Source organism: Frankia sp. R43, from assembly GCF_001306465.1.
Classification (GTDB): Bacteria; Actinomycetota; Actinomycetes; order Frankiales; family Frankiaceae; genus Parafrankia; species Parafrankia irregularis.
The window spans coordinates 20601-40467 of sequence record NZ_LFCW01000016.1 but is presented as its reverse complement, the minus strand read 5'-3'; the positions used below and the strand labels follow the sequence as shown (position 1 = coordinate 40467).

Genomic DNA, 19867 nt, shown 5'->3' with positions numbered 1-19867 from the left:
GCCGTCCATGACCTACCTGTCCCGCATCTGGCTCAACCCGCTACGTACCAGCGCCCAGGCGCTGCTCCGCAGCCCCGAAAGAACCCACGCCGCCGTCCTCGGCGGCCTGGCGGTCCAACCCGTCACCGAACGGGTCCTGTGGCGGCTGGAAACCCGCCAGGCCCACCGGGCGGAGCTGCTCGTTCTCACCCAGTCCCGGCCGTCCTGGGCGCACCTCGTCGAACAGGCCGGCTGGCCGGCTGCCGACGGTGGCGAGGCGATGATCCGGGACTATCAGCCGCTGCTCGACCGGCTGCAGCACGGCCGCGAGTTCGCCTTCCGGCTGCGCGCCAACCCCGTCACCGCGACCCGCCAACCGACCAACCCCTCCGTCGCGCAGAAGGAACATCTTGCCGGGCCCCGGCCCCGCGGCGTGCGCGTTCCGCACCGCACCGCCGCCCACCAACTTGCCTGGCTGACCAGCCGCGTCGACCGCTGGGGATTCACCCTCCTGCACACCGACACCGGCCCCGCCGTCGCACTCACCGCCCGCGAACGGCTTACCTTCACCAAAAAGGCACCCGACCGCACAACCACGCCACACGAAGGTCCCGGCGGGGACGGTCGGAAACGGCAGGTCGTGCTCAGCACCGCCACCTTCGACGGTGCGCTGCGCGTCACCGACCCCGACCTGGCACGGCGCACCCTCCTCGGCGGCGTCGGATCCGGCAAGGCGTACGGCTGTGGGCTGCTCACCCTCGCACCCCTCACCAGCCCCGCCACCACGGGAGGCGGGTGAGGATGTGGTGGCTTTGCGACCCCCTCGACCTGCACCGCATCGAGGATCGGGTGTCCTCCCTTTACGTGGAGAAAAGCCACGTCGACCGCGCTGACAACGCCGTCGTCATCGTGAACAAGCAGCGCACCGTCAGTGTCCCCGCCGCCTTCGTGGCCACCCTGCTGCTCGGCCCGGGAACCCGCATCACCAGCGGGGCCGTCAGGCTGCTGGCCGACTCCGGCACCGCGGTGTGCTGGGTCGGTGACCGTGGCGTGCGCATGCACGCCGCAGGCCTCGGCCCCGCCCGTGGCTCCGGCCTGCTGCTGCGGCAGGCCTACCTGGTCACCCGCACCAAGGAACGTCTCGGCGTCGCACGCCGCATGTACGCGAAACGGTTCCCCGACGACGACGTCGCCACAGCGACCATGCAACAGCTACGCGGCCGTGAAGGCGCCCGCATCAAAAAGATCTACCGCGCCCACTCCGACCGCACCGGCGTTCCCTGGAACCGGCGTGTCTACAGCCCCGGCGACCCGTTCGCCGCCGGGGACGACATCAACCGGCTCCTGTCCGCCGGGCACAGCTGCCTCTACGGCATCTGCCACGCCGCCATCGTCGGGATCGGCGCCAGCCCGGCCTTCGGCTTCGTCCACACCGGCGCCGCGATCTCGTTCGTCCTCGACATCGCCGACCTGTACAAGGCCGACCTGTACAAGGCCGACTACACCATCCCGCTCGCGTTCGATCTCGCCGCCGCCGGCCACACCGACGAACGCGACATACGGACCGCCTTCCGCGACAAGGTCGCCGACGGCCATCTCATGGCCCGCATCGTCCACGACATCAAGGACCTCCTCGTCGACGGAGACAGCCCCACTCCAGACGAGGACGGTCTGCACCTGTGGGACGAAGTCGACGGCGAGGTCCCCGGCGGCGTCAACTGGGCTGCCGAGCTCGCCGACGGGTGGGACGACCTCATCAGCCTCGGAATCACCGGACCCGACGTCACACCACCGCCGTTCTGATGACCGTCATCGTCCTCATCGCGGCTCCCGAAGGCCTGCGCGGTCACCTCACCCGCTGGATGATCGAAATCGCCGCCGGTGTCTACGTGGGTAACCCCGGCGCCCGCATCCGTGACCGCCTCTGGACCCTGCTCGCCCAACGTATCGGAGACGGCCAGGCAGTCATGATCGAACCCGCCAAAAACGAACAAGGCTGGGCCGCCCGCACCGCCGGCCGCGACCGCTACCACCCCATCGACTACGACGGACTGATGCTATTCGCCCGCCCCCGCAGCTAAAACCCCAGCTCAGCAAGTGTCGTCCCCGCGCACGCGGGGGTCTTCCTCCGAGCTGGTAGCTCGGCAGGCGAACCTCCGGGTCGTCCCCGCGCACGCGGGGGTCTTCCCGACACGACCTCGACCGATCGGCTCATCGGGTGGTCGTCCCCGCGCACGCGGGGGTCTTCCCGGTTCTGACCTGGGTGTTAGTGCGTTAGCGGCGTCGTCCCCGCGCACGCGGGGGTCTTCCCTCCGACATGCTGCCGCTGTCCGCGCAGGTCCCGTCGTCCCCGCGCACGCGGGGGTCTTCCGCGGGGGCACCCGAGTTGGCGCTCGGGCCCCGCGTCGTCCCCGCGCACGCGGGGGTCTTCCGTGCTGTTGTTCTGTCTCGGGCTGGTAGGGACGGTCGTCCCCGCGCACGCGGGGGCCTTCCAGCGTGGATCCCTCCCCGCTGGAGACCGTGCTGGTCGTCCCCGCGCACGCGGGGGTCTTCCCGATCTGCTGTTCGTCGATCCGGCCGACTCCGAGTCGTCCCCGCGCACGCGGGGGTCTTCCCATCGGGGACCGTCTCGCTGCGGGTACCGACCTGTCGTCCCCGCGCACGCGGGGGTCTTCCCCGACCAGCCTGGAGAGGTCATGGACGCAGAGCGTCGTCCCCGCGCACGCGGGGGTCTTCCCGGACGACGTACCGGCCTGCCGAGGAGATGAGGGTCGTCCCCGCGCACGCGGGGGTCTTCCTCTCTCCCCGTACGGCACGCTTACGACTACACGGTCGTCCCCGCGCACGCGGGGGTCTTCCCCTACCGATCCCCGTACTCGCCGCGTTCGTCGTGTCGTCCCCGCGCACGCGGGGGTCTTCCCCGATGGGAGCCACCACCATGACGCAGGCCGATGTCGTCCCCGCGCACGCGGGGGTCTTCCTCGGGAAAAAGAGCTCGGGGTTCTCATCGCGGCGTCGTCCCCGCGCACGCGGGGGTCTTCCCGACAGCACCTTCGAAGGCACGAATTCCTGGGAGTCGTCCCCGCGCACGCGGGGGTCTTCCCGGTGCGGCCACCGTGCGCGCTGCGCAGCAGGCGTCGTCCCCGCGCACGCGGGGGTCTTCCCCGTCATCGTCATCGGTCGGGGGTTCGATGGGGGTCGTCCCCGCGCACGCGGGGGTCTTCCTTCTTGGATCATCGTCCCACAGATGGACGGTCAGTCGTCCCCGCGCACGCGGGGGTCTTCCCCACCCCACAATCCGGCCGATCAGCCACACAGTGTCGTCCCCGCGCACGCGGGGGTCTTCCCGTCCGTGATGGTGGTGCCGGTCGGGATCGGCTGTCGTCCCCGCGCACGCGGGGGTCTTCCGCTGTACCCGACGTGGGGAGCAGACAGGTCCAGGTCGTCCCCGCGCACGCGGGGGTCTTCCCTGCTCGGTCCAGCCGCAGGTGCAGGACGCGGTGTCGTCCCCGCGCACGCGGGGGTCTTCCTTGGCGGCCCGGAATGGGGTGTGTCCACATGTGGTCGTCCCCGCGCACGCGGGGGTCTTCCCACGCCGAGCGGCACGTAATCGGGCCCAGCCGTGTCGTCCCCGCGCACGCGGGGGTCTTCCCAGACGATCTCACCCTTCACGGCACAGGTCACGGTCGTCCCCGCGCACGCGGGGGTCTTCCCAGACGATCTCACCCTTCACGGCACAGGTCACGGTCGTCCCCGCGCACGCGGGGGTCTTCCCACCACGGCGGCGCTGGGCTGGGTCACCGTCGCGTCGTCCCCGCGCACGCGGGGGTCTTCCCGGATGGAAGTTCCGGTGCTGGCGTCTGAGATCGTCGTCCCCGCGCACGCGGGGGTCTTCCCCCACTGGAGGCCGAACAGGCAGGGTGGGCGCTGTCGTCCCCCGCGCACGCGGGGGTCTTCCTCCACCTCGCGGAGCGCGCCGCGCGTCTCGCTCGTCGTCCCCGCGCACGCGGGGGTCTTCCCCGGATCTGCTCGACGCCGAGCTGGGCCGCGTCGTCGTCCCCGCGCACGCGGGGGTCTTCCCGGCGGGCCCCAGCCACCGGCCGGCACGTCACCGTCGTCCCCGCGCACGCGGGGGTCTTCCCATCGCGTTTGCCGATCTGTCCGGCCACTTCCCAGTCGTCCCCGCGCACGCGGGGGTCTTCCGGCGGGCGCTGACGTTGTTCGTATCGACGTCTGGTCGTCCCCGCGCACGCGGGAGTCTTCCCCTCGAAATCGCCCAGTCGCGTGGATGGGGCACGTCGTCCCCGCGCACGTGGGGGTCTTCCCCGCAGGTCAGACCGCGTCTCCGGAGGACTCCGGTCGTCCCCGCGCACGCGGGGGTCTTCCTGCGCTTCCGGTACCTCAGTGCCATGCCAGGTGGTCGTCCCCGCGCACGCGGGGGTCTTCCCCGCACCATCCGCAGCATCCGCTCCCCGACCGCGTCGTCCCCGCGCACGCGGGGGTCTTCCCCTGCGGTCCACCGGCGACGCGCTCGGGGGCATGTCGTCCCCGCGCACGCGGGGGTCTTCCCATCCTCACCTCCAACGCCACCCCCCTCACCACGTCGTCCCCGCGCACGCAGGGGTCTTCCCAGACCGCGACGAAGTGGGCTGGACTCGCGGCCGTCGTCCCCACGCACGCGGGGGTCATCCCGACCGGCTGCGGGTCGCCCAGGGGCACCGGACGTCGTCCCCGCGCACGCGGGGGTCTTCCGGACGCTCAGGGTGAGTGGACGGACGGTCCCGTGTCGTCCCCGCGCACGCGGGGGTCTTCCCGCGCCCAACGGGGGCACGTCGTCGTCCGAGCCGTCGTCCCCGCGTACGCGGGGGACTTCCCGTCGTCCACCCCTACACCGACGCAGGCGGCAAGTCGTTCCCGCTGTTCCCACGGGCCGCCGTTCCGGTGGCCGCCCGGGTAGTTAACAGCGTGGAGCGCGTGCCACCCGTGCTCCAAAGGAGCTGACCGTACCGCGGACCCGCGAGTGGGCGCGGAGCAACAGCCATATGGTGAGCGACCGGGGTCGCATCGCCGCGAACATCGTCGAAGCGTTCGCCAAGGCCCACTGACCACTTCGGCTCGACCGGCGGTCGTGTGCCGTCGGCGGGCTGGCGCACGACGCTCGGACCTCGAGACCGCGGGTTATGCGGTTCGCGCTGGACCGGGTCGGGCTGTTTCGCGGCGCGGCGGCGCTGGTGTCCAGATATACAGCCCACGGACAATGCGGGCCGCCGACGGCGCAGGGATGTCGGTGTCGACCGTGGCCGAAGCCAGCACGAGCAGGCCAGGTCATCGACGCAGACCCGGACGGCGAGGACGAACAGACTACCGGGCACACCCCTCTGCCATGCGGGGTTCAGGAAGCGGAGGTTTCCAGGGCCTCGCGGAGGGCATCGGCGGCCAGGCGGCGGTGCGAGATCGCGTTCTTCTCCTCGCTCGGCATTTCCGCGAACGTCTGGGTGCTGCCGCTAGGCACGAAGATGGTGTCGTAGCCGAAGCCCCCGCTGCCGCGAGGCTCTGTGGTCAGCATTCCGTGAACGGTGCCGGTGAAGACCCGGACGCCGGTCGCGTCGGCATAGCCGAGAGCGGTTGTGGCGGTGGCGCCGCGGTCGGCTACGCCCGCGGCCATGGCGAGGAGCCCCTGGGTGCCGACGGTGTCCAGGAACCATGCGACGAGGGCGCCGGGGAGGCCGTTCCAGGCATCGAGCGCCAGACCGGTGTCGTCGACGAGTACCGGACGGTGCAGCTTCGCGTAGGCGTCCGCGGCCTTGCTTTCCACCACTGTCGCGACGTCGAGCGACTGGATCTCGACGAGATCCAGTCTGGTCGCGGTGACCTCGACGCCCAGGAGGCTGGAGTACTCGCGGGCCTTACCAGCGTTCCCTGTGACGAGCGCGACGCGGTCGATCATGGTGTTCCTCGTTCCGGGGTGGTCTCGCCGTACTGGCGCGGCGGTGGCGCCGTACCGATGGTCCACCGCCCGGCTGCTCTCCCCATCCTGCGCTCGTGTCGTGGGATGGTCGGCGGCGGGTAGATGATCAAAATTGCAGGTTGCGGTCGGCACGCGGCTCCTCGACATCTCGATACGACGGCGCGGACCTCATGCGGCAGACCGGCGAGCACGATCGCTTTAGGTGGGAGCCTGAACGCCTTCTGGCTCGAGATCACAGGGAGTTGTCACGGGCAAGTCGACTCCGATGGACCACGAGTCCGCCGATCGGATCAGTCGGGCGGACTGAGCTCCGCCCCCGCCCAGAGCGGATGGGATGGCCGTGCGCGAGACGCGGCGGCCGGCGAAGAGGGTGTCGGCGCGATCTGGGACGACGACGAGGACGACGAGTGATCCCGCCGGCCCGCTGGATCCGAACCGCAGCCAGGCCAATCAGGGCACGGAGAGTCAACACCGTGATCCCGTTGGCCGACCTAGGCTGATCGCGTGCGCCGGGTCGCCAGCGGCCGGTGGGGGCACGGCCCGGCGCACGTCAAACGAGTGGCGGCGCCGGCCCGTATGTGCAGGTCACGTGGCACGCCCAACGTCACTCATCGAACGCCCGTGCGATCCTGGTAGACGTGTGGCTGATCATCGATGGCGAACGGTACGAGCTGTCCGACGCCTACGTCGACGCTGAGGCTGAGCGGGAGCGCATCGAGCAGGCCGTGTTCCGTTGCGAGGTCGAGCAGCTCCACCTGGCCGGCGGGCGGCGGGCGCTGGTGAACTGGCGATCGGTCCGGTTCGTGAGCGTCGAGGAATAGCAGAGGATCCCCCTCCCACGCGACGGGAGATCCGGCCGAGCGGGGGCGCGGTCATCCGCGAGAACGACGACGCGGCCTACGAGACATCCTCGCTACACAGCCCAGGACCCGGGGCCGCACCATCAGCCGTCACGTAGCTTTCTGCGACTTCAAGGAAACTAATGCACCCTGCGTGCCAGACTGCTAACCAGGCGTGCAACGATCTGTGATCGTTCTGGTCGGGGCGGTGGTATGCGGCGGGAGTGGAGTCCAGAGCATCTGACCGTGTGTTGGATGCTGGGCGAAGGGAATCGGAAGCTGTCGCAGGACAAGGCGAGGGTTATGCCGTGACCGGAAGCCCGGAACCGGCCGTGTTCGATGTCGTGACCGCGTTGCTGTGCACGGCGGAGGAGTTCCCCGGCGAGCTCGGCGACCACTACCAGGCCGCGTGCGCCGCACTCGGCCTGGAGACCAGCCCCGGGGGCTACACGCTGCTACTCGGCCAGGACGCCGGCGGGGCCCGCTGGACCCAGATCTCGACCGACGTCGGCAGCGTCGCCACCACGCTGTCGATCTGGTCGATGGGCATCGAGGCGGGTGCCGACGTCGACGCCGGCACGGTGGTCGCGACCCGGCCCGGCTGGCCCGTCGACACCACCATCGGTTTCGCGGACCGTCCCGCACCACACGATCCGCCCGACGCCGGTCCGGTGCTCACCGCGCCGACGACCGGCTGGGCGCAGGCCGGCCGGCGCCGGGCCGCGGACCAGCTCACCGAAGACCTCGCTGACACCCGTGACCCCACGGACATCGAGTTCGACCGGCTCAACTGGGGTGACACCGATCTGGAACCGTCGGTGCGGTTCATCGACCTCCTGCCCCGTGCTCCGGCCCCGGACCATCCGCCTGTAGTGCGGGCGCTCCGCGACCTCTGGCGGCTCGCCGAGGCGGACCACCCACCCCCGGGTTCGGTCCGCGCCCGCCAGGCCGCGGGTGGTGGCCGGCTCGTGCGCGCCAGCGGTGACGGTTGGAGCCTGGTAGCCAACACCGCCGCCTCGGCGCTGCTCCTGCTCGACGACCTCGCCGGCATGGCCGTGGACATCACCGGCACCGACGGGCTACCGCGACTGCTCGACGCCCTCACCGCCGCCGCGGCCCGCGCTCTGCCGCCACGCCCCGCGAAGCCGAAGAACCCGGCCCCCAAGCGGTCCCTCCGGTAGCGGCCCACCCGGCTCTGATGAGGAAGATGCTCGAAGCCGCATCCGAACCGCAGAGGAGCACCATGGCTGTCCACGAAACCACGACGTCGATGCGGACTCTGGACGGTCTCCGACTGGCCGGCACCTTCACGTTCCCGAACTCGGCCGTCGGTCCGGCTGTAGTCCTGGCCCACGGCGGTGGAGTGACCCGCGAGGAAGGCGGGTTCTTCACCGTTGGTCGGCGGCCTCTTTCCCCCACGCCCCACGGCCGTGGCCCAGGCCGATCATCGACGCCGTGGTGAAGGTGCTCGACCTGTCGGATGTGAAGGCCATGACGGGGACCGCGCTCAGGGGATGCGGGCGAGGGCTCCGTACACGTTGACTTCGGCGTCGGTCGGGCCGTCCAGGCTGGTGTCGTCGGGCCGCCAGCGGTGCACGGGCTGTACCCCGGGTTCGATGACGTCGAGGCCGTCGAAGAAACGCTCGACCTCGCCGCGGGTCCGGACCGTGGCGGGGATGCCCTGGCCCCGGTAGATCTCGACGACCCGCCCGACCTCGTCAGGCGCGAAATCGGGAGTGACGTGGGTGAGCGCCAGGTAGCTCCCGGCCGGAAGCACGTCGAGATACCGGCGGATGATGCCGTACGGGTCGTCGGTGTCCGGGATGAAGTGCAGCAGCGCGATGACGGACAACGCGACGGGGCGGGTCAGGTCCAACGTGTCGCGCAGTTCGGCCGACTCGAGGATCTTCTCGGGTTCCCGCAGGTCGGCATCCAGATAGGCCGTACGGCCCTCACCGGTGCCGGTGAGCAGAGCACGCGCGTGAGAGAGCACGATCGGGTCGTTGTCGGCATAGACCACCCGGCAGCCCGGGTCGATGCCCTGGGCGACCTCGTGCAGGTTCGGCGAGGTCGGAATACCCGTGCCCACGTCCAGGAACTGGCGGATTCCCGCTTCCTGGGCGAGGAATCGGGTCACCCGGTGCAGGAACGCGCGGTTCTGCCGGGCGGTGACCCGGCCGTGCGGAAACACCGCGAGCGCCTGCTCGGCTGCCTGCCGGTCGGCGGGAAAGTTGTCCTTACCGCCCAGGTAGTAGTCGTACATGCGGGCGGTGTGCGGAACGTCCGTCTTCAGATCAACCGGGCTGATCTGGTCTCGCCTCCAGGTGAGCCACGGCTTCGGGCTGGACGCGCCGGCCTCGGCATCGGTCACCGTACACAACCCCCAGATCCGGCGTAATCATCTGGGATCACCCTAACGGGCGGCAGGCGCCCTCCCCGCAGGACCCGGCGGACCGTGGTCGGCGGTGACAGGCCCACCCCGCGCCTGCCGAACGCAGGCCGCGCGGGCGCGAGCGCTGTCGGACCTCGAAGGCGGTATTTACCTGGTTCAGGTCCCGCCGTCGCACCGTCGTCGACAAAACCGGCACGGTCGCGGGTTCGGCGCGCGGCCTGGGACGAAGGGACCGGGAGCCACCCCAGCGCCGAGCGCCGGGCCTGCACGTGCTCCTCGCGCGGGGCGCCGGTCGGGGTGGCGCTGTATGCGGGTGTGTCGTGGGGGCTGGTTACGCTTTCCGCGTGGCCGCTGACCCTGATCGGCATCTCGATGAGTGCCGTAGCCGGTACGCTCCGGCGCTGTCCTGGATGCGGGACGTGGCGGGCCGGCGTGGAGTGAAGCCGTGGCCGGACTGGCCGGGGTGGTGCTGGCTACCGATGGCGGCGGTGGCGGGCGCGGGTCCCCGCCGGCCGCAGGACAGCCCCCGCCCGGACGACATCGGCCGTCTCGCCGCGCTGGCCACCTGGTGGCTGGACCGTGCGGTCATCGAGATCGACGAGGACCTGGCGGTCCGGCATCTTCCGGCGGTCGGGCAGGACATCCGGATCGACCGCGAAAGGCTCCTGACGGGCCTGCCGGCCTGGTGCCCGTACGTCCCGCTGCCCGAGCGCCCCGAGACGACCACCGGGGTCTCCTGGCCTCGCGGGTTCTTCGCACACACCGAGTGGGACGCCGCAACCGGTGGCGCCGAGCTGCGGCTGCTGATGGACACCGACGGGACCTGGGAGGGGTTGCACGCCGTTCCCGTGCACCTGGACCAGCCGACGGTGCGCTGGTCGTTCCAGGCCGCGTCCCGGGTGATGACCGCGAACGCCTCCGCCGGCCTGGTCGAAGGAGCACGGGAGGATGATCCACGGCTCGCGGCCAGCGTGGAGATGGCTGGCCTGGTCGTGGCGCAGGTGTGGCCGCTGGTGTCCGCTCTGGTCGATCCCGCGGGCCGGGTGATCGGCCGGGACCGGCCGGGTGAGGTGCTGGAACGGGCACCGGCGCAGCCGCGCGGCACCCGGATCGTGTGGCCGCAGCGGTCCCGGACCTCGTACTGGCGGGCGACGGCGGGCCCCGCACCGCGGCCGGCGCTTCGGCCGGTCTGACGGGCACCGCGGCATCAGGCCCGGTCTGGCCGGTCGACCGGACAAGCCCGCGGCGAAGCCGGACGACGAGTCCACCTGACCGTGTCGCCCGCCCGGCAGGACGGCGGGTTGGGGCGCTGTGCGCTCCGACCTTTCGCATCGACGAACCGCGGGCGATCGCCGAGGGGGGACTCAGATGGCCTGGTACACGATCAGGCGCGACTGCTGCGGTGCCGTCGAACGCATCCAGGTCTACGGGCCGAGCGACACCCGGCAGGCCAGAGCGAACCGGACGGAGATGCGGCCCTGCCAGGCATGCGCACGCCAGCGGCGTGCGGTCGAGGCCGAGCGGGCAGCGCAACAGGCCGCGGGACAAGCAGACCTCGACGGGCTACCGACCCTCGCGGGCACCGACCGGCAGGTGGCCTGGGCGCTGGTCCTGCGGGACAACACGATCAAAAGAGCGCTGTCGCTGGCGACGATACCGGGCGCGACTGGGGACCATCTTGACTGGCTGCTCGACCGGATCTGCGAGCGCACCGACGCCGCCTGGTGGATCGACCACCGTGCCGGTCTGCCGCGCGACGACAACTGCTGGACCGCGCTGCGCACCTCCCTCACCGACGAGCAGAAAGCCGAGTTCGCGGCCCTCGGGAAGGAAAGCCGTCCATGACCATCAGCCTCGTATCCTGCCTGTGATCCGCTACCCCGGAGCTGTCACCGATCCAGGAGATCGGAGTCATTCCCGGTAGGCGCCCTCGTCCACGGCATGCCGGGGTTCTGTGTGACATGTTCTTCCGGAACCGTCGGACCGTCGGATCCCGTCTGTCGATCGTGTGCTCGGAGAAGTCCGACCGCTCCACCCGTATGGGCTGGTCGGCGGCTCGGTGAACGCCGCCTTCCGGCCTCCGCCGGTTCCCGGTGTTCGGTCCGGTGCCATGAGATTCCTCCGCGTTCTCGATAGTCCCTTTGTGGTGCTCCGAGCGGGAAGACTTTCCGTCATGTTGAGGGCGGGGCGGCCGGTCCAGGCAGTCACGCGATACGGTAGGTAATACGTCGTGGATACACGGTCCACGGGTAGAGTGGGGAATATCTATGGCACAGAAGACGATCGTTTCGCTGATCGATGACCTCAACGGTGAAACCGCCGACGAGACGATCCGGTTCGGACTGGACGGCGCCCAGTACGAGATCGACCTGTCCGAAGCGAACGCCACGAAGCTGCGGGAGGCGCTGGCCTCGTTCGTGTCCGCGGGACGCCGTTCCGGTGGCCGCGCGGCCGGTGGGCGGCGCGGACAGCGTGCCGCGTCACCGCGCGCCGTGGCCGCGGACCGTACCGCGGATATCCGGGAGTGGGCGCGGAGCAACGGCTACACGGTGAGCGACCGGGGTCGTATCGCGTCGAACATCGTCGAGGCCTTCGAGAAGGCCCACTAGCCGCACCAGCCCGGGGCCGATGACGTGCGTCGTCACGGGGAGCGCCGGGCGCCCGGACCTCGAAACGAGGGGTTATGAGTCGCCCGCCGCGAGGGTCCAGCAGTCGGTTCGCCGCCTGGCGGGGACGTGGCAGGAGATGGATCATCCCGGACGAACTGTGCACGATCGCGACGGTGGCATACAACCTCTCCCATGGCGGACAACGGGGGAGCACGTCGGCTGACCGGTCGGCGGTGGCTGTGGATCTGCGCGGGGGTCGCTGCAGTCGGAGCGGTGGCGGCGGTGGTGGGCATCTGGCATCTGCCGGGCCGGATGTACCCGCCGGGCACGGACGGCGGCGCCGAGGCCCGGGCGGCGTTGCAGGGCGGGCTGTTAACAGCAGCCGCGGCACTGACGGCGGTGGCGGGTGGTCTGATCGCGTTGGACGAGACCCGGCAGGCCAACGCTGAGACCCGGCAGGCGAACGCGAACACCCACGTGCGGGAGTTGTACGTGGAGGCGGCGAAGCTGCTCAACGATCCGGACAACCTCGGGGTCCGCCTCGCCGGGATCTACGCGTTGGAACGCATCGCGGTCGACTCCCCGGCGGATCAGCGCACGGTCGTCGAGGTGCTCTCCGCGTTCGTCCGCACCCGCAGCACCGACCCCACGCTGCGCCCACCGCCGCCCGACGGTCAGGAACCCCCACCGCTACCGCCGGCGGCGGACATCCGCGCCGCCGTCCAGGTCCTGGGCCGACTGCCCGTCCTCGCCGATGTCTCACGCAGCGACCTGACCGGCGCGGACCTCACCGGCCCCGCCAACCTCACCGGCCTCACCCTCGCCAACGCCAACCTCACCGGCGCCCGGCTGGCCGGGGCGAACCTCACCGACGCCGAGCTGTCCAGGGCGGACCTCACCGGCGCCATGCTGGTCGGGGCGAACCTCATCGGGGCCTGGCTGTACGAGGCAAACCTCACCAACGCCCAGCTGTCCAGGGCCGACCTCACCAACGCCGAGCTGTCCAGGGCGAACCTCACCCGCGCCTGGCTGTACGAGGCGAACCTCACCCGCGCCCGGCTGTCCAGAGCGGACCTCACCGACGCCCGGCTGTCCAGAGCGGACCTCACCGACGCCGAGCTGTCCGGGGCGGACCTCACCAACGCCCAGGGGCTGGTAGCGGGGCAGGTCGCCGCAGCGTACGGAGATGCGCGGACGCGGTTGCCGGACGGGGTGGAGCGGCCGGCGTCGTGGCCGCCGTTCGACCCGTCCCTGGTCCGGCCGGGCGGGGGTTCCTGACCGGTCACGTACCCAGCCGGTTTCTGTGACCGCCCTCGGCAACTGGCAGGATGCGACCTCCACAGGAGGGAGAAGGGCTTCCACCGGCCGACCGGCCGCGCGGCGGTGGGTGCTCGTGCTGACGGCATCGCACGCCGAGTACTGCGAGCTGATCTGGCAGCGGCCGAAGACACACTGATCCTAGACGGCCCGAGTATCCGGGCCCGGTCGGCCGAGGAACGTCGAGCCGAGCTGGGGGCGTTCCATCCGCCGCAGGGCCAGATCCGGCTGAGGCGGCATCCGCGATACCGGGCCATGCCCGTGTCGGGTTGCGATCGGGTATCTCCTCGCGTTCGACACGGCCGGGCTCGCCGCTTCGCCCGGTCCACCTCGCCCCGGCGACGCGCGTGGGCTCGTGCGGCGCGCCATCCCAGCTGAGGTGCGTCGCGTCCCGGAGCGGCTCGGCCTCAGAGACGCTGGGGTTGGGCGCTTCGTTCGTTGGGAGGATGCGCATGTCCTTGTCTCGGATGAACTGGGACGACCTACCCGCGGGCGTCCGGCGGGCGGTGGAGGCACATACGGGGCCTGTGACGGCCGCCTCGACGGCGTCGGGTGGTTTCAACTCGGCGATTGCCGCGACACTGCGGACACGCTCCGGGACGGTGTTCTGTAAGGGCCTCTCGATGAGTCATCGGCAGATCATCACGCAACGGCGTGAGCGTGAGATCAACCCCCACGTGGTCGGGCTGTCTCCCCGGCTGCTGTGGCATGTGGAAGAGGACGGGTGGGATCTGTCCGGTTTCGAGCATGTCGACGGGCGGCATGCGGACTACCGGCCGGGCTCCGACGATCTTCCCCTGATCGCCGAGTGCCTGCGGCGGCTTCAGCAGGTCGCCTGCCCGGATCTCCCGCTCAAACAAGCGGAGCAGCGGCTGAGCGGCTACGTCACCGAGCCGGCCGAAGCGGAGATGTTCGCGGGTACCGCGTTGCTGCACACAGACTGGAACAGCGCGAACCTGCTGATCAGCGACCGTGCCTACCTGGTGGATTGGGCGTGGGCGACCCGGGGCGCGGCATGGCTGGACCCGGCGGGCCTGGTCGTGTGGCTCATGGCCGAAGGTGGGCACACCGCTGCCCAGGCCGAGGCGTGGGCCGGTCAGATCCCGTCCTGGCCGGCGGCCCCCGCCGGCGCTGTCGCCGCGTACGCCAGGGCGAACGCACGCCTGTGGGCCGAGATCGCGCAGGCCAGCGGGGACGCGTGGACATCCCGAACGGCCTCGGCCGCCGCCGCGTGGGCGCTCTACCGTGCGTAGCAGGGCCCCCTGAAAGGACCGGTGTGGGCGCTGTAGTCCTGGCCGTCTTTGTCCGGTCCTGGTGAGCTCCACGGTGGAGGCCCGGGACGGCCCCGCTTGGTGGTGGATGCCTCGGCGACGTCAGCGATGAGAACCAACGCCTGTGGCATGTCGGCCTGGTGCCCCCGCCGACGAGGATGAAGGCGCCGCCGGATGGATCTCAGTCTTCCCCAGAACTCTCCCGCCCCGGGCGCATTCCAGGCGGCTAGGAGTCCGTCGGTGTGGACGCGTGCTGCTCACGGCTTTCCTGAGTGACGGGCCACCCGCGCCCAGGGCCGACCTGCAGTCCTTCCGGAAGGGGCGCGCCGGAGGCTGCGGACGCCGTCGACAGGGTCCGGTAGGGCAGCAGCGCGGCGCTGGCCGTGCAGGCCAGTCCCGCGAGGAACAGCGTGGTCCTGACGTCGGTGAGCGCGGCAAGTGCGCTGCCGGCGAGGATGAACAGCGGCTGCACGGTCCTCGCGCCGATCCCCCAGGCAGTTCGGACGCGGGCCATGTAGGCGTCGGCGGTGACCTCCATCCGATAGGTCGCGAACACCGGGTTGAACACCCCCGCGCACGTCAGGATCGCCGTGTCCGCCACAATAATGATCACCAGTCCGGTGAGGCCGCGAGGCGCGAGCGGATACAGCAGCAGCCAGGGAGCGCGCGCCGCGCCGGCGACGAGCAGCACACGCCGCTGCCCGTACCTGCGGGCCAGAACCGGCGCGAGCCGTGACCCGGCGATCCCACCGAGGCACGGCACACCCAGAGACAGCCCATAGGCGAACACGGACAGCCGAAGGTCGTCGAGGATGAGGACCGCGAGCAACGGAAAAGTCATGACCACCGGGCCGCCGAACAGCATCGCGTTGAAGAACAGCGGCCGCAACCCGGGGTGCGCGAGGATGTAGCGCCATCCCTTCCGGATACCGGAGTCGGCGGAACGCTCGGGCGGCGGTGGTTCGCTCGTCCGGAGCCGCCGCACGCCAAGAGCGGAACCGAGGTAGGAGACGGCGTCGAGCGCCATCGTCGCGGTCGCCCCGAGACCGCCGATCAGCAGCCCTCCCACCGGCGGACCAGCCGTACTCGAGATCCAGTCGGTGGTCTCGAACCAGCTGTTCGTCGCCAGACGGCCCTCCGGATCCGTCATCGCCTTCAGATGCGCCCCACTGGCGGCGGCGAAAGCGATCGACGCCGTGATGGAGACGGCCCCGACCACGACCAGCTGCGGGAAGGTCAGGACATCCAGCGCGGCAGCGGCGGGCACGCTCGCGAGCGCGGCGAACCGCACCAGATCCGCCGCGATCATGACAGGACGTTTGCGCCGGTGCTCGATACCGGCACCCAACGGCAGCAGAACCGCCGCGGCCGCCAGCCCGGCCAGGCCGGACAGCAACGACACCTCGAACGCGGAGGCATGCAGAACGAGAACCGCGACGATCGGCAGCGCCCCGGACCCGACCCCGCTGCCCGCCGCGCTAATCGCGTACGCGAGGAGAAGATTGCGGCGATCTTGATCCCGCACGTGGCGCACGGTACCACCCGCGATGCTCACGTCCGCTTGAAGTACTGCGTGGTGAGGCCGGGAGGCGTCCCCCACGCACAGGCTGACCGACCCGGTACGCTATGCCGCAACGTGTGGCGCTGCGTACTACCGGTCACGGGACTTCCGGCCCACCACGGTCGCTGACGCATTTCTGAAAGCGGTGTGGTGATGACAACCGGAATACCCCTGTTCCTCATCGACGGCCATAACCTCCTGTTTCGCGCCTGCTTCGGGACCCCTGCGGAGATCTACTCCCGGGATGCTGAGCGGCGTGACATCACGACCGAGTTCATGTTCTTCGCACTTCTCCGGAAGGCGGTGACCGCGGAACTCGACAGCTGGCCGGAGATCCTGGTGGTGTTCGACGGCGAGCACGGCTCCGCCGAGCGACAGGCCAGCGACGCCGACTACAAGGCCAACCGCGACACCAGCGACACCGCCCGCCGGCCGCTGGAAGCACTCGCCAACGTCAAGACCGGCCTGGATCTGTTCGGGATCACCTGGATCGAGATCGACGATGCCGAGGCCGACGACGTCATCGCGACCCTCACCGCAGCCACCTCCGCCGAGCGGGACGTCCTGATCCTGTCGATGGACCAGGACTTCTACCAACTCCTCACCGATCCCGACTCCCATGGCACACGGCAGCCGATCCGGATCCTGAACACCGCACGGCGGCCCGGAAGCCGGCTCATCGGCCCCGCCGATGTCCTCACCCGCTATGGAGTGCATCCGGCTCAGTTCGCCGACCTGCGGGCCCTGAGCGGGGACAGCAGCGACAACATCCCTGGCGTACGCGGCATCGGCCCGAAGACCGCCGCCGCGCTGCTCGCCGGTGGCCTGACCCTCGAGGATCTACCCGCCTCCGGCCGGCTCATCGGCGCGAAGGGTGCGGCCGTCCACGCAGCCTGGCCGCAGGTCCTGACCTGGCGGGCAATGATCCGAATGCGCCACGATGTGCCGCTGCCCCGCACACCGACGGGCATCGCCACCACGCCGCTGCCCATTCCCGGCGATGTCATCGCCCAGCTCGGCCTGTGGGCGACCACGCCACCGGCGCCGACCACACCCATCGCGCTATGAACCCGACGCCAGACCGGCACCGGCCGGCGGGCGGGTCCTTGCGGTCATGGCGCATCCCCGACAACGCCGCGCTCTGGGCCGGTGGCGCCTCGCTCATCTCCGGATTGGTGGGTCGCGGCGAGCCAGGCCGAGGGCTCCGCCGAGCTGTTGGGAGAAGTTGAACCGGCCGGACGCGGCACCCGCGTCCTGGGGAGAGGTGGAGCCGACGCCGATATCACCACCGTCAAGATCCCACCCCGGACCCCGCGGGCGAACTCCTACGCGGAACGATTCGCCCGAACCGTTAGGACCGAGGTCACCGACCGGATGCTGATCTTCGGGGAGCGGCGCCCGCGCGTTGTCTTGGCCGAGTACGCAACACTCGCGCTGCTCGAACGCGGCGAAAACGGGCCCAGTGGTGAGGGCTCGGAACACGGCTTCCTTCTCAGAGCGGGTGGAACCGCCGAACCCGAACCGTGAGAAGGCGCGGGCCCGACGGGTCTGAGGGGAACGGGCACGGCCGCCACGTGGGAGGGAGCGTTCGTTCCAGCCCGGATCCTCGCTTGCCGGAACTTGCGGTGTCTATGCGTGTCCTGCATTGCCGTTACCGATTTTTGGCATAGTCACGTTCTTCGCGCGGTCGGACACTGAGGGCATCGTGTCAGCGTGCGAGAGGAGTCCCGTTCGTGTCCGACCGCGATCGTTCGCACTTTCACCACCCGACTTCCCGATGAGAATTGCCAGCCGCGCCAGGTCGGAGGGCACTCTTCCCGATGGTGCAAATATCGCATTCGCCGGTCTCACAGCTGCAGGTAAAACAACTCATGCTCGCCTGTTGGCCAGCGAACTGGGCTATGGATATGTTTCGGCGACTGAGGTGTTGTTGGAGATTCTCGGCATGCCTGTCACGGCAGAGCGGGCGTGGTTGGAGCGGTACGACGAGGTTCAAACGGCACGAGCCGGTGATGCCGCGGACGAGGAGTTGGACCGACGACTGTTGGAGTTGGCTGCCGGCCGACGGCATACGGTGTTCGACACGTGGGCGCTGGCCTGGCTCGCGCCGGGTCCGCTGGTGCGGGTATGGATCGAGTCCGATCCGGCATCGCGTGCCCGCAAATGCCTGGTCTCACAGACGCACACCCGCCGGTCCTTGGCTGAGTGTCACGCACTTGTCCGGGAGAAGGACTCACACACCCGCGATTCCTTCGCGCGTCGCCATCGCTTCGATCTCCATGTAGATCACGATCATTTCGACATCCTGCTCTGTAACTCGCATCTGATCCCGACCGCGGACCGGGAGTCCGCGGACCGGGGAATCGCCGCGTTCGCGCCTATCGTGCACGGCGCCATCGCCGCGCTACTTGAGGGCCGGCCACCCGAGGACCTGGATCGACTGCAGAGCCTTCATCCAGCCGAAATCTTACGCATAGGTAAGCACGCCACCCCCTGAAACATGGGCCCCGGATACCGGACGCCTTCCTGATTCTACTACTTCCTTATTCGTTCGAAGGTTGAAATCTCTGGAGGTATCCGCGATGCGGGTCGCCCTGCTCTACCCCGAGGTCTACGACATGGCCCGGTTCCGGGAGCGCCGTCGTGAGTTCCCGCCGTTCGGGGTGCTCTACCTGGCCGCGGTGTTAGAAGAGGCTGGCCACGAGGTGGCGGTCGTCCAGGTGCGGCCCGACCAGCTCGCCCTCGACCTCACCAGCTTTGAAGCGGTCGGATTCAGCCTCGCCTCCTCGGCGACCTACGGCTTCATGGCCGCAGCCCGCGCGTGCAGTCAGATCGACCCGGAAGCGTTGGTGATGGTCGGTGGCGTTCACGCCAACTTCTACCCGGAGGAGGCGCTGCGCGACTTCGCCGCGGACGTCGTCTGCGTGGGCGAGTCGGAGGAGACGATCCTCGACGTGCTCGCTCGCGCCAGCGCCGGCCAGCCGGTCACCGGGATCGCCGGTACTCGCTGGGCCGAGGACGGCCAGATCAGGTCCGGGTTGCCGCGCCTGCTGATGCGGGACATTGATCGGCTACCGCTGCCCGCGCGGCATCTGCTTCCCACGGAGGACGTGGTGATGTCCGACCGGCTCGCCGGCCAGGACGTCCGGATGGCGCACGTGATGTTCAGCCGGGGCTGCCCGTTCCCGTGCTCGTTCTGCGCCGCCGGCCAGACCCGCATCCAATATCGCTCCGGGTCCAGTGCGCGGGCCGAGCTGGCGCACCTCATGGACAGCTATGGCATCGGCGGGTTCGCGATCGTCGACGACAACTTCGTCGTCAACAAGCGGAAGGTCGCCGACATCTGCGACGCAGTCGCCGACCTGAGCCTGTCCTGGTCAGCGCTGTCCCGCGTCGACACCGTCGATGCGACTCTGCTGAAGACGATGGCCGCCTCCGGCTGCATCGAGGTCAAGTACGGCGTCGAGTCCGGCAGCGAACCGCTGCTGCGGGCAATGCGCAAGAACACCACCCGCGCCCAGATCAAGGCCACGTTCGCCGCGACCGCGGACGCCGGTATCGGTGCCAAGGCGTTCATCATCCACGGCTTCCCCGGCGAGAACCAGCAGACGACCGACGAGACGATCAGCCTGCTCGGCGAGCTGGGATCGTCGCTGACCCGTGTCTCGCTGTTCCGGTTCGTCCCGCTGCCCGGCACCCAGGTCTACGCCGACCCGGACCGCCATTCCCTCCATGGCCTGCACACGCAGCCTGACTGGGATGGCGACTGGTCGAAGTTCCACATCCACCACAATGACCGCCATTGGTGGGGCGGCAGTGACCAGTGGGCTGAGCTCGATGCCTCCTACCGCAGGCTGCGCGGATTCGTCGAAGACCACTGGGGCAATCAGGGGTGAGCTTTAGCCGCCCCGTGCCCGCTGCTACGGTGCCC

The 19867-nt window shown here is 70.0% G+C and carries 16 protein-coding genes, 2 pseudogenes and 1 CRISPR repeat array; of the genes and pseudogenes, 15 read left to right on the top strand and 3 right to left on the bottom strand.

Going from position 1 to position 19867, the window contains the following annotated elements:
• Positions 1-7: 7 nt before the first annotated feature.
• The 4 genes and pseudogenes from cas6e to ACG83_RS47700 all read left to right on the top strand — a co-directional run.
• Positions 8-778 (top strand): type I-E CRISPR-associated protein Cas6/Cse3/CasE, encoded by a 771-nt coding sequence (cas6e, locus tag ACG83_RS40200; protein WP_054571495.1) that lies wholly within the window; start codon positions 8-10, stop codon positions 776-778.
• 2 nt (positions 779-780) lie between these two features.
• The gene (cas1e, locus tag ACG83_RS40195; protein ID WP_054571494.1) at positions 781-1782 is read left to right on the top strand and encodes a type I-E CRISPR-associated endonuclease Cas1e; all 1002 of its coding nucleotides are present in this window, start codon (positions 781-783) and stop codon (positions 1780-1782) included.
• Complete coding sequence (gene cas2e, locus ACG83_RS40190; RefSeq protein WP_054571493.1) at positions 1782-2060, top strand: type I-E CRISPR-associated endoribonuclease Cas2e; 279 nt, start codon at positions 1782-1784, stop codon at positions 2058-2060. The genes cas1e and cas2e overlap by 1 nt, the downstream gene beginning before the upstream one ends.
• Before the next feature lie 18 nt (positions 2061-2078).
• Positions 2079-4853: a CRISPR direct-repeat array (repeat unit 28 nt; unit sequence GTCGTCCCCGCGCACGCGGGGGTCTTCC).
• A gap of 111 nt (positions 4854-4964) precedes the next feature.
• Positions 4965-5084: pseudogene (locus ACG83_RS47700) on the top strand (histone-like nucleoid-structuring protein Lsr2); the annotation flags it as partial.
• Between the two features lie 287 nt (positions 5085-5371).
• Here ACG83_RS47700 and ACG83_RS40185 read toward each other — a convergent pair.
• Positions 5372-5926 carry a non-canonical purine NTP pyrophosphatase gene (locus ACG83_RS40185; RefSeq protein ID WP_054571492.1) on the bottom strand — a complete coding sequence of 185 codons (555 nt, stop codon included), beginning with the start codon at positions 5924-5926 and terminating at the stop codon, positions 5372-5374.
• A 659-nt stretch (positions 5927-6585) separates the two neighbouring features.
• On the opposite strand from ACG83_RS40185, the gene ACG83_RS40180 reads away from it, so the two are divergent.
• Both ACG83_RS40180 and ACG83_RS40175 read left to right on the top strand, forming a co-directional pair.
• Positions 6586-6768, top strand: coding sequence for a hypothetical protein (locus ACG83_RS40180; protein WP_152991662.1), 183 nt, complete (start codon positions 6586-6588; stop codon positions 6766-6768).
• Between the two features lie 326 nt (positions 6769-7094).
• Positions 7095-7967 carry a hypothetical protein gene (locus ACG83_RS40175; RefSeq protein WP_054571491.1) on the top strand — a complete coding sequence of 291 codons (873 nt, stop codon included), beginning with the start codon at positions 7095-7097 and terminating at the stop codon, positions 7965-7967.
• A 326-nt stretch (positions 7968-8293) separates the two neighbouring features.
• On the opposite strand, the gene ACG83_RS40170 is transcribed toward ACG83_RS40175, so the two are convergent.
• Complete coding sequence (locus ACG83_RS40170; protein ID WP_054571490.1) at positions 8294-9157, bottom strand: SAM-dependent methyltransferase; 864 nt, start codon at positions 9155-9157, stop codon at positions 8294-8296.
• Between the two features lie 500 nt (positions 9158-9657).
• On the opposite strand from ACG83_RS40170, the gene ACG83_RS40165 reads away from it, so the two are divergent.
• The 5 genes from ACG83_RS40165 to ACG83_RS40145 all read left to right on the top strand — a co-directional run bounded on the left by ACG83_RS40165 (position 9658) and on the right by ACG83_RS40145 (position 14357).
• Positions 9658-10371: a hypothetical protein gene (locus ACG83_RS40165; protein WP_054571489.1), complete on the top strand. Its 714-nt coding sequence runs from the start codon at positions 9658-9660 to the stop codon at positions 10369-10371.
• A 175-nt stretch (positions 10372-10546) separates the two neighbouring features.
• On the top strand, positions 10547-11023 hold the full coding sequence (locus ACG83_RS40160; protein ID WP_054571488.1) for a hypothetical protein: 477 nt from the start codon (positions 10547-10549) through the stop codon (positions 11021-11023).
• A 422-nt stretch (positions 11024-11445) separates the two neighbouring features.
• Positions 11446-11787, top strand: coding sequence for an Lsr2 family protein (locus ACG83_RS40155; protein ID WP_054571487.1), 342 nt, complete (start codon positions 11446-11448; stop codon positions 11785-11787).
• Between the two features lie 192 nt (positions 11788-11979).
• Positions 11980-13065: a pentapeptide repeat-containing protein gene (locus tag ACG83_RS40150; RefSeq protein ID WP_054571486.1), complete on the top strand. Its 1086-nt coding sequence runs from the start codon at positions 11980-11982 to the stop codon at positions 13063-13065.
• A gap of 491 nt (positions 13066-13556) precedes the next feature.
• Positions 13557-14357 carry a hypothetical protein gene (locus ACG83_RS40145; RefSeq protein WP_054571485.1) on the top strand — a complete coding sequence of 267 codons (801 nt, stop codon included), beginning with the start codon at positions 13557-13559 and terminating at the stop codon, positions 14355-14357.
• 244 nt (positions 14358-14601) lie between these two features.
• Here the strand turns inward: ACG83_RS40145 and ACG83_RS40140 are convergent, their stop codons facing one another.
• Positions 14602-15900, bottom strand: coding sequence for an MFS transporter (locus ACG83_RS40140; protein ID WP_235498503.1), 1299 nt, complete (start codon positions 15898-15900; stop codon positions 14602-14604).
• A gap of 189 nt (positions 15901-16089) precedes the next feature.
• On the opposite strand from ACG83_RS40140, the gene ACG83_RS40135 reads away from it, so the two are divergent.
• From ACG83_RS40135 to ACG83_RS40125, 4 genes and pseudogenes are all read left to right on the top strand, one after another.
• On the top strand, positions 16090-17004 hold the full coding sequence (locus ACG83_RS40135) for a 5'-3' exonuclease H3TH domain-containing protein (protein ID WP_200931469.1): 915 nt from the start codon (positions 16090-16092) through the stop codon (positions 17002-17004).
• Between the two features lie 198 nt (positions 17005-17202).
• Positions 17203-17361, top strand: a pseudogene (locus tag ACG83_RS47430) (integrase core domain-containing protein); the annotation flags it as partial.
• 352 nt (positions 17362-17713) lie between these two features.
• The gene (locus ACG83_RS40130; protein ID WP_054571484.1) at positions 17714-18433 is read left to right on the top strand and encodes a cytidylate kinase family protein; all 720 of its coding nucleotides are present in this window, start codon (positions 17714-17716) and stop codon (positions 18431-18433) included.
• A gap of 85 nt (positions 18434-18518) precedes the next feature.
• Positions 18519-19832: a radical SAM protein gene (locus tag ACG83_RS40125; protein ID WP_054571483.1), complete on the top strand. Its 1314-nt coding sequence runs from the start codon at positions 18519-18521 to the stop codon at positions 19830-19832.
• Positions 19833-19867 lie beyond the last annotated feature (35 nt).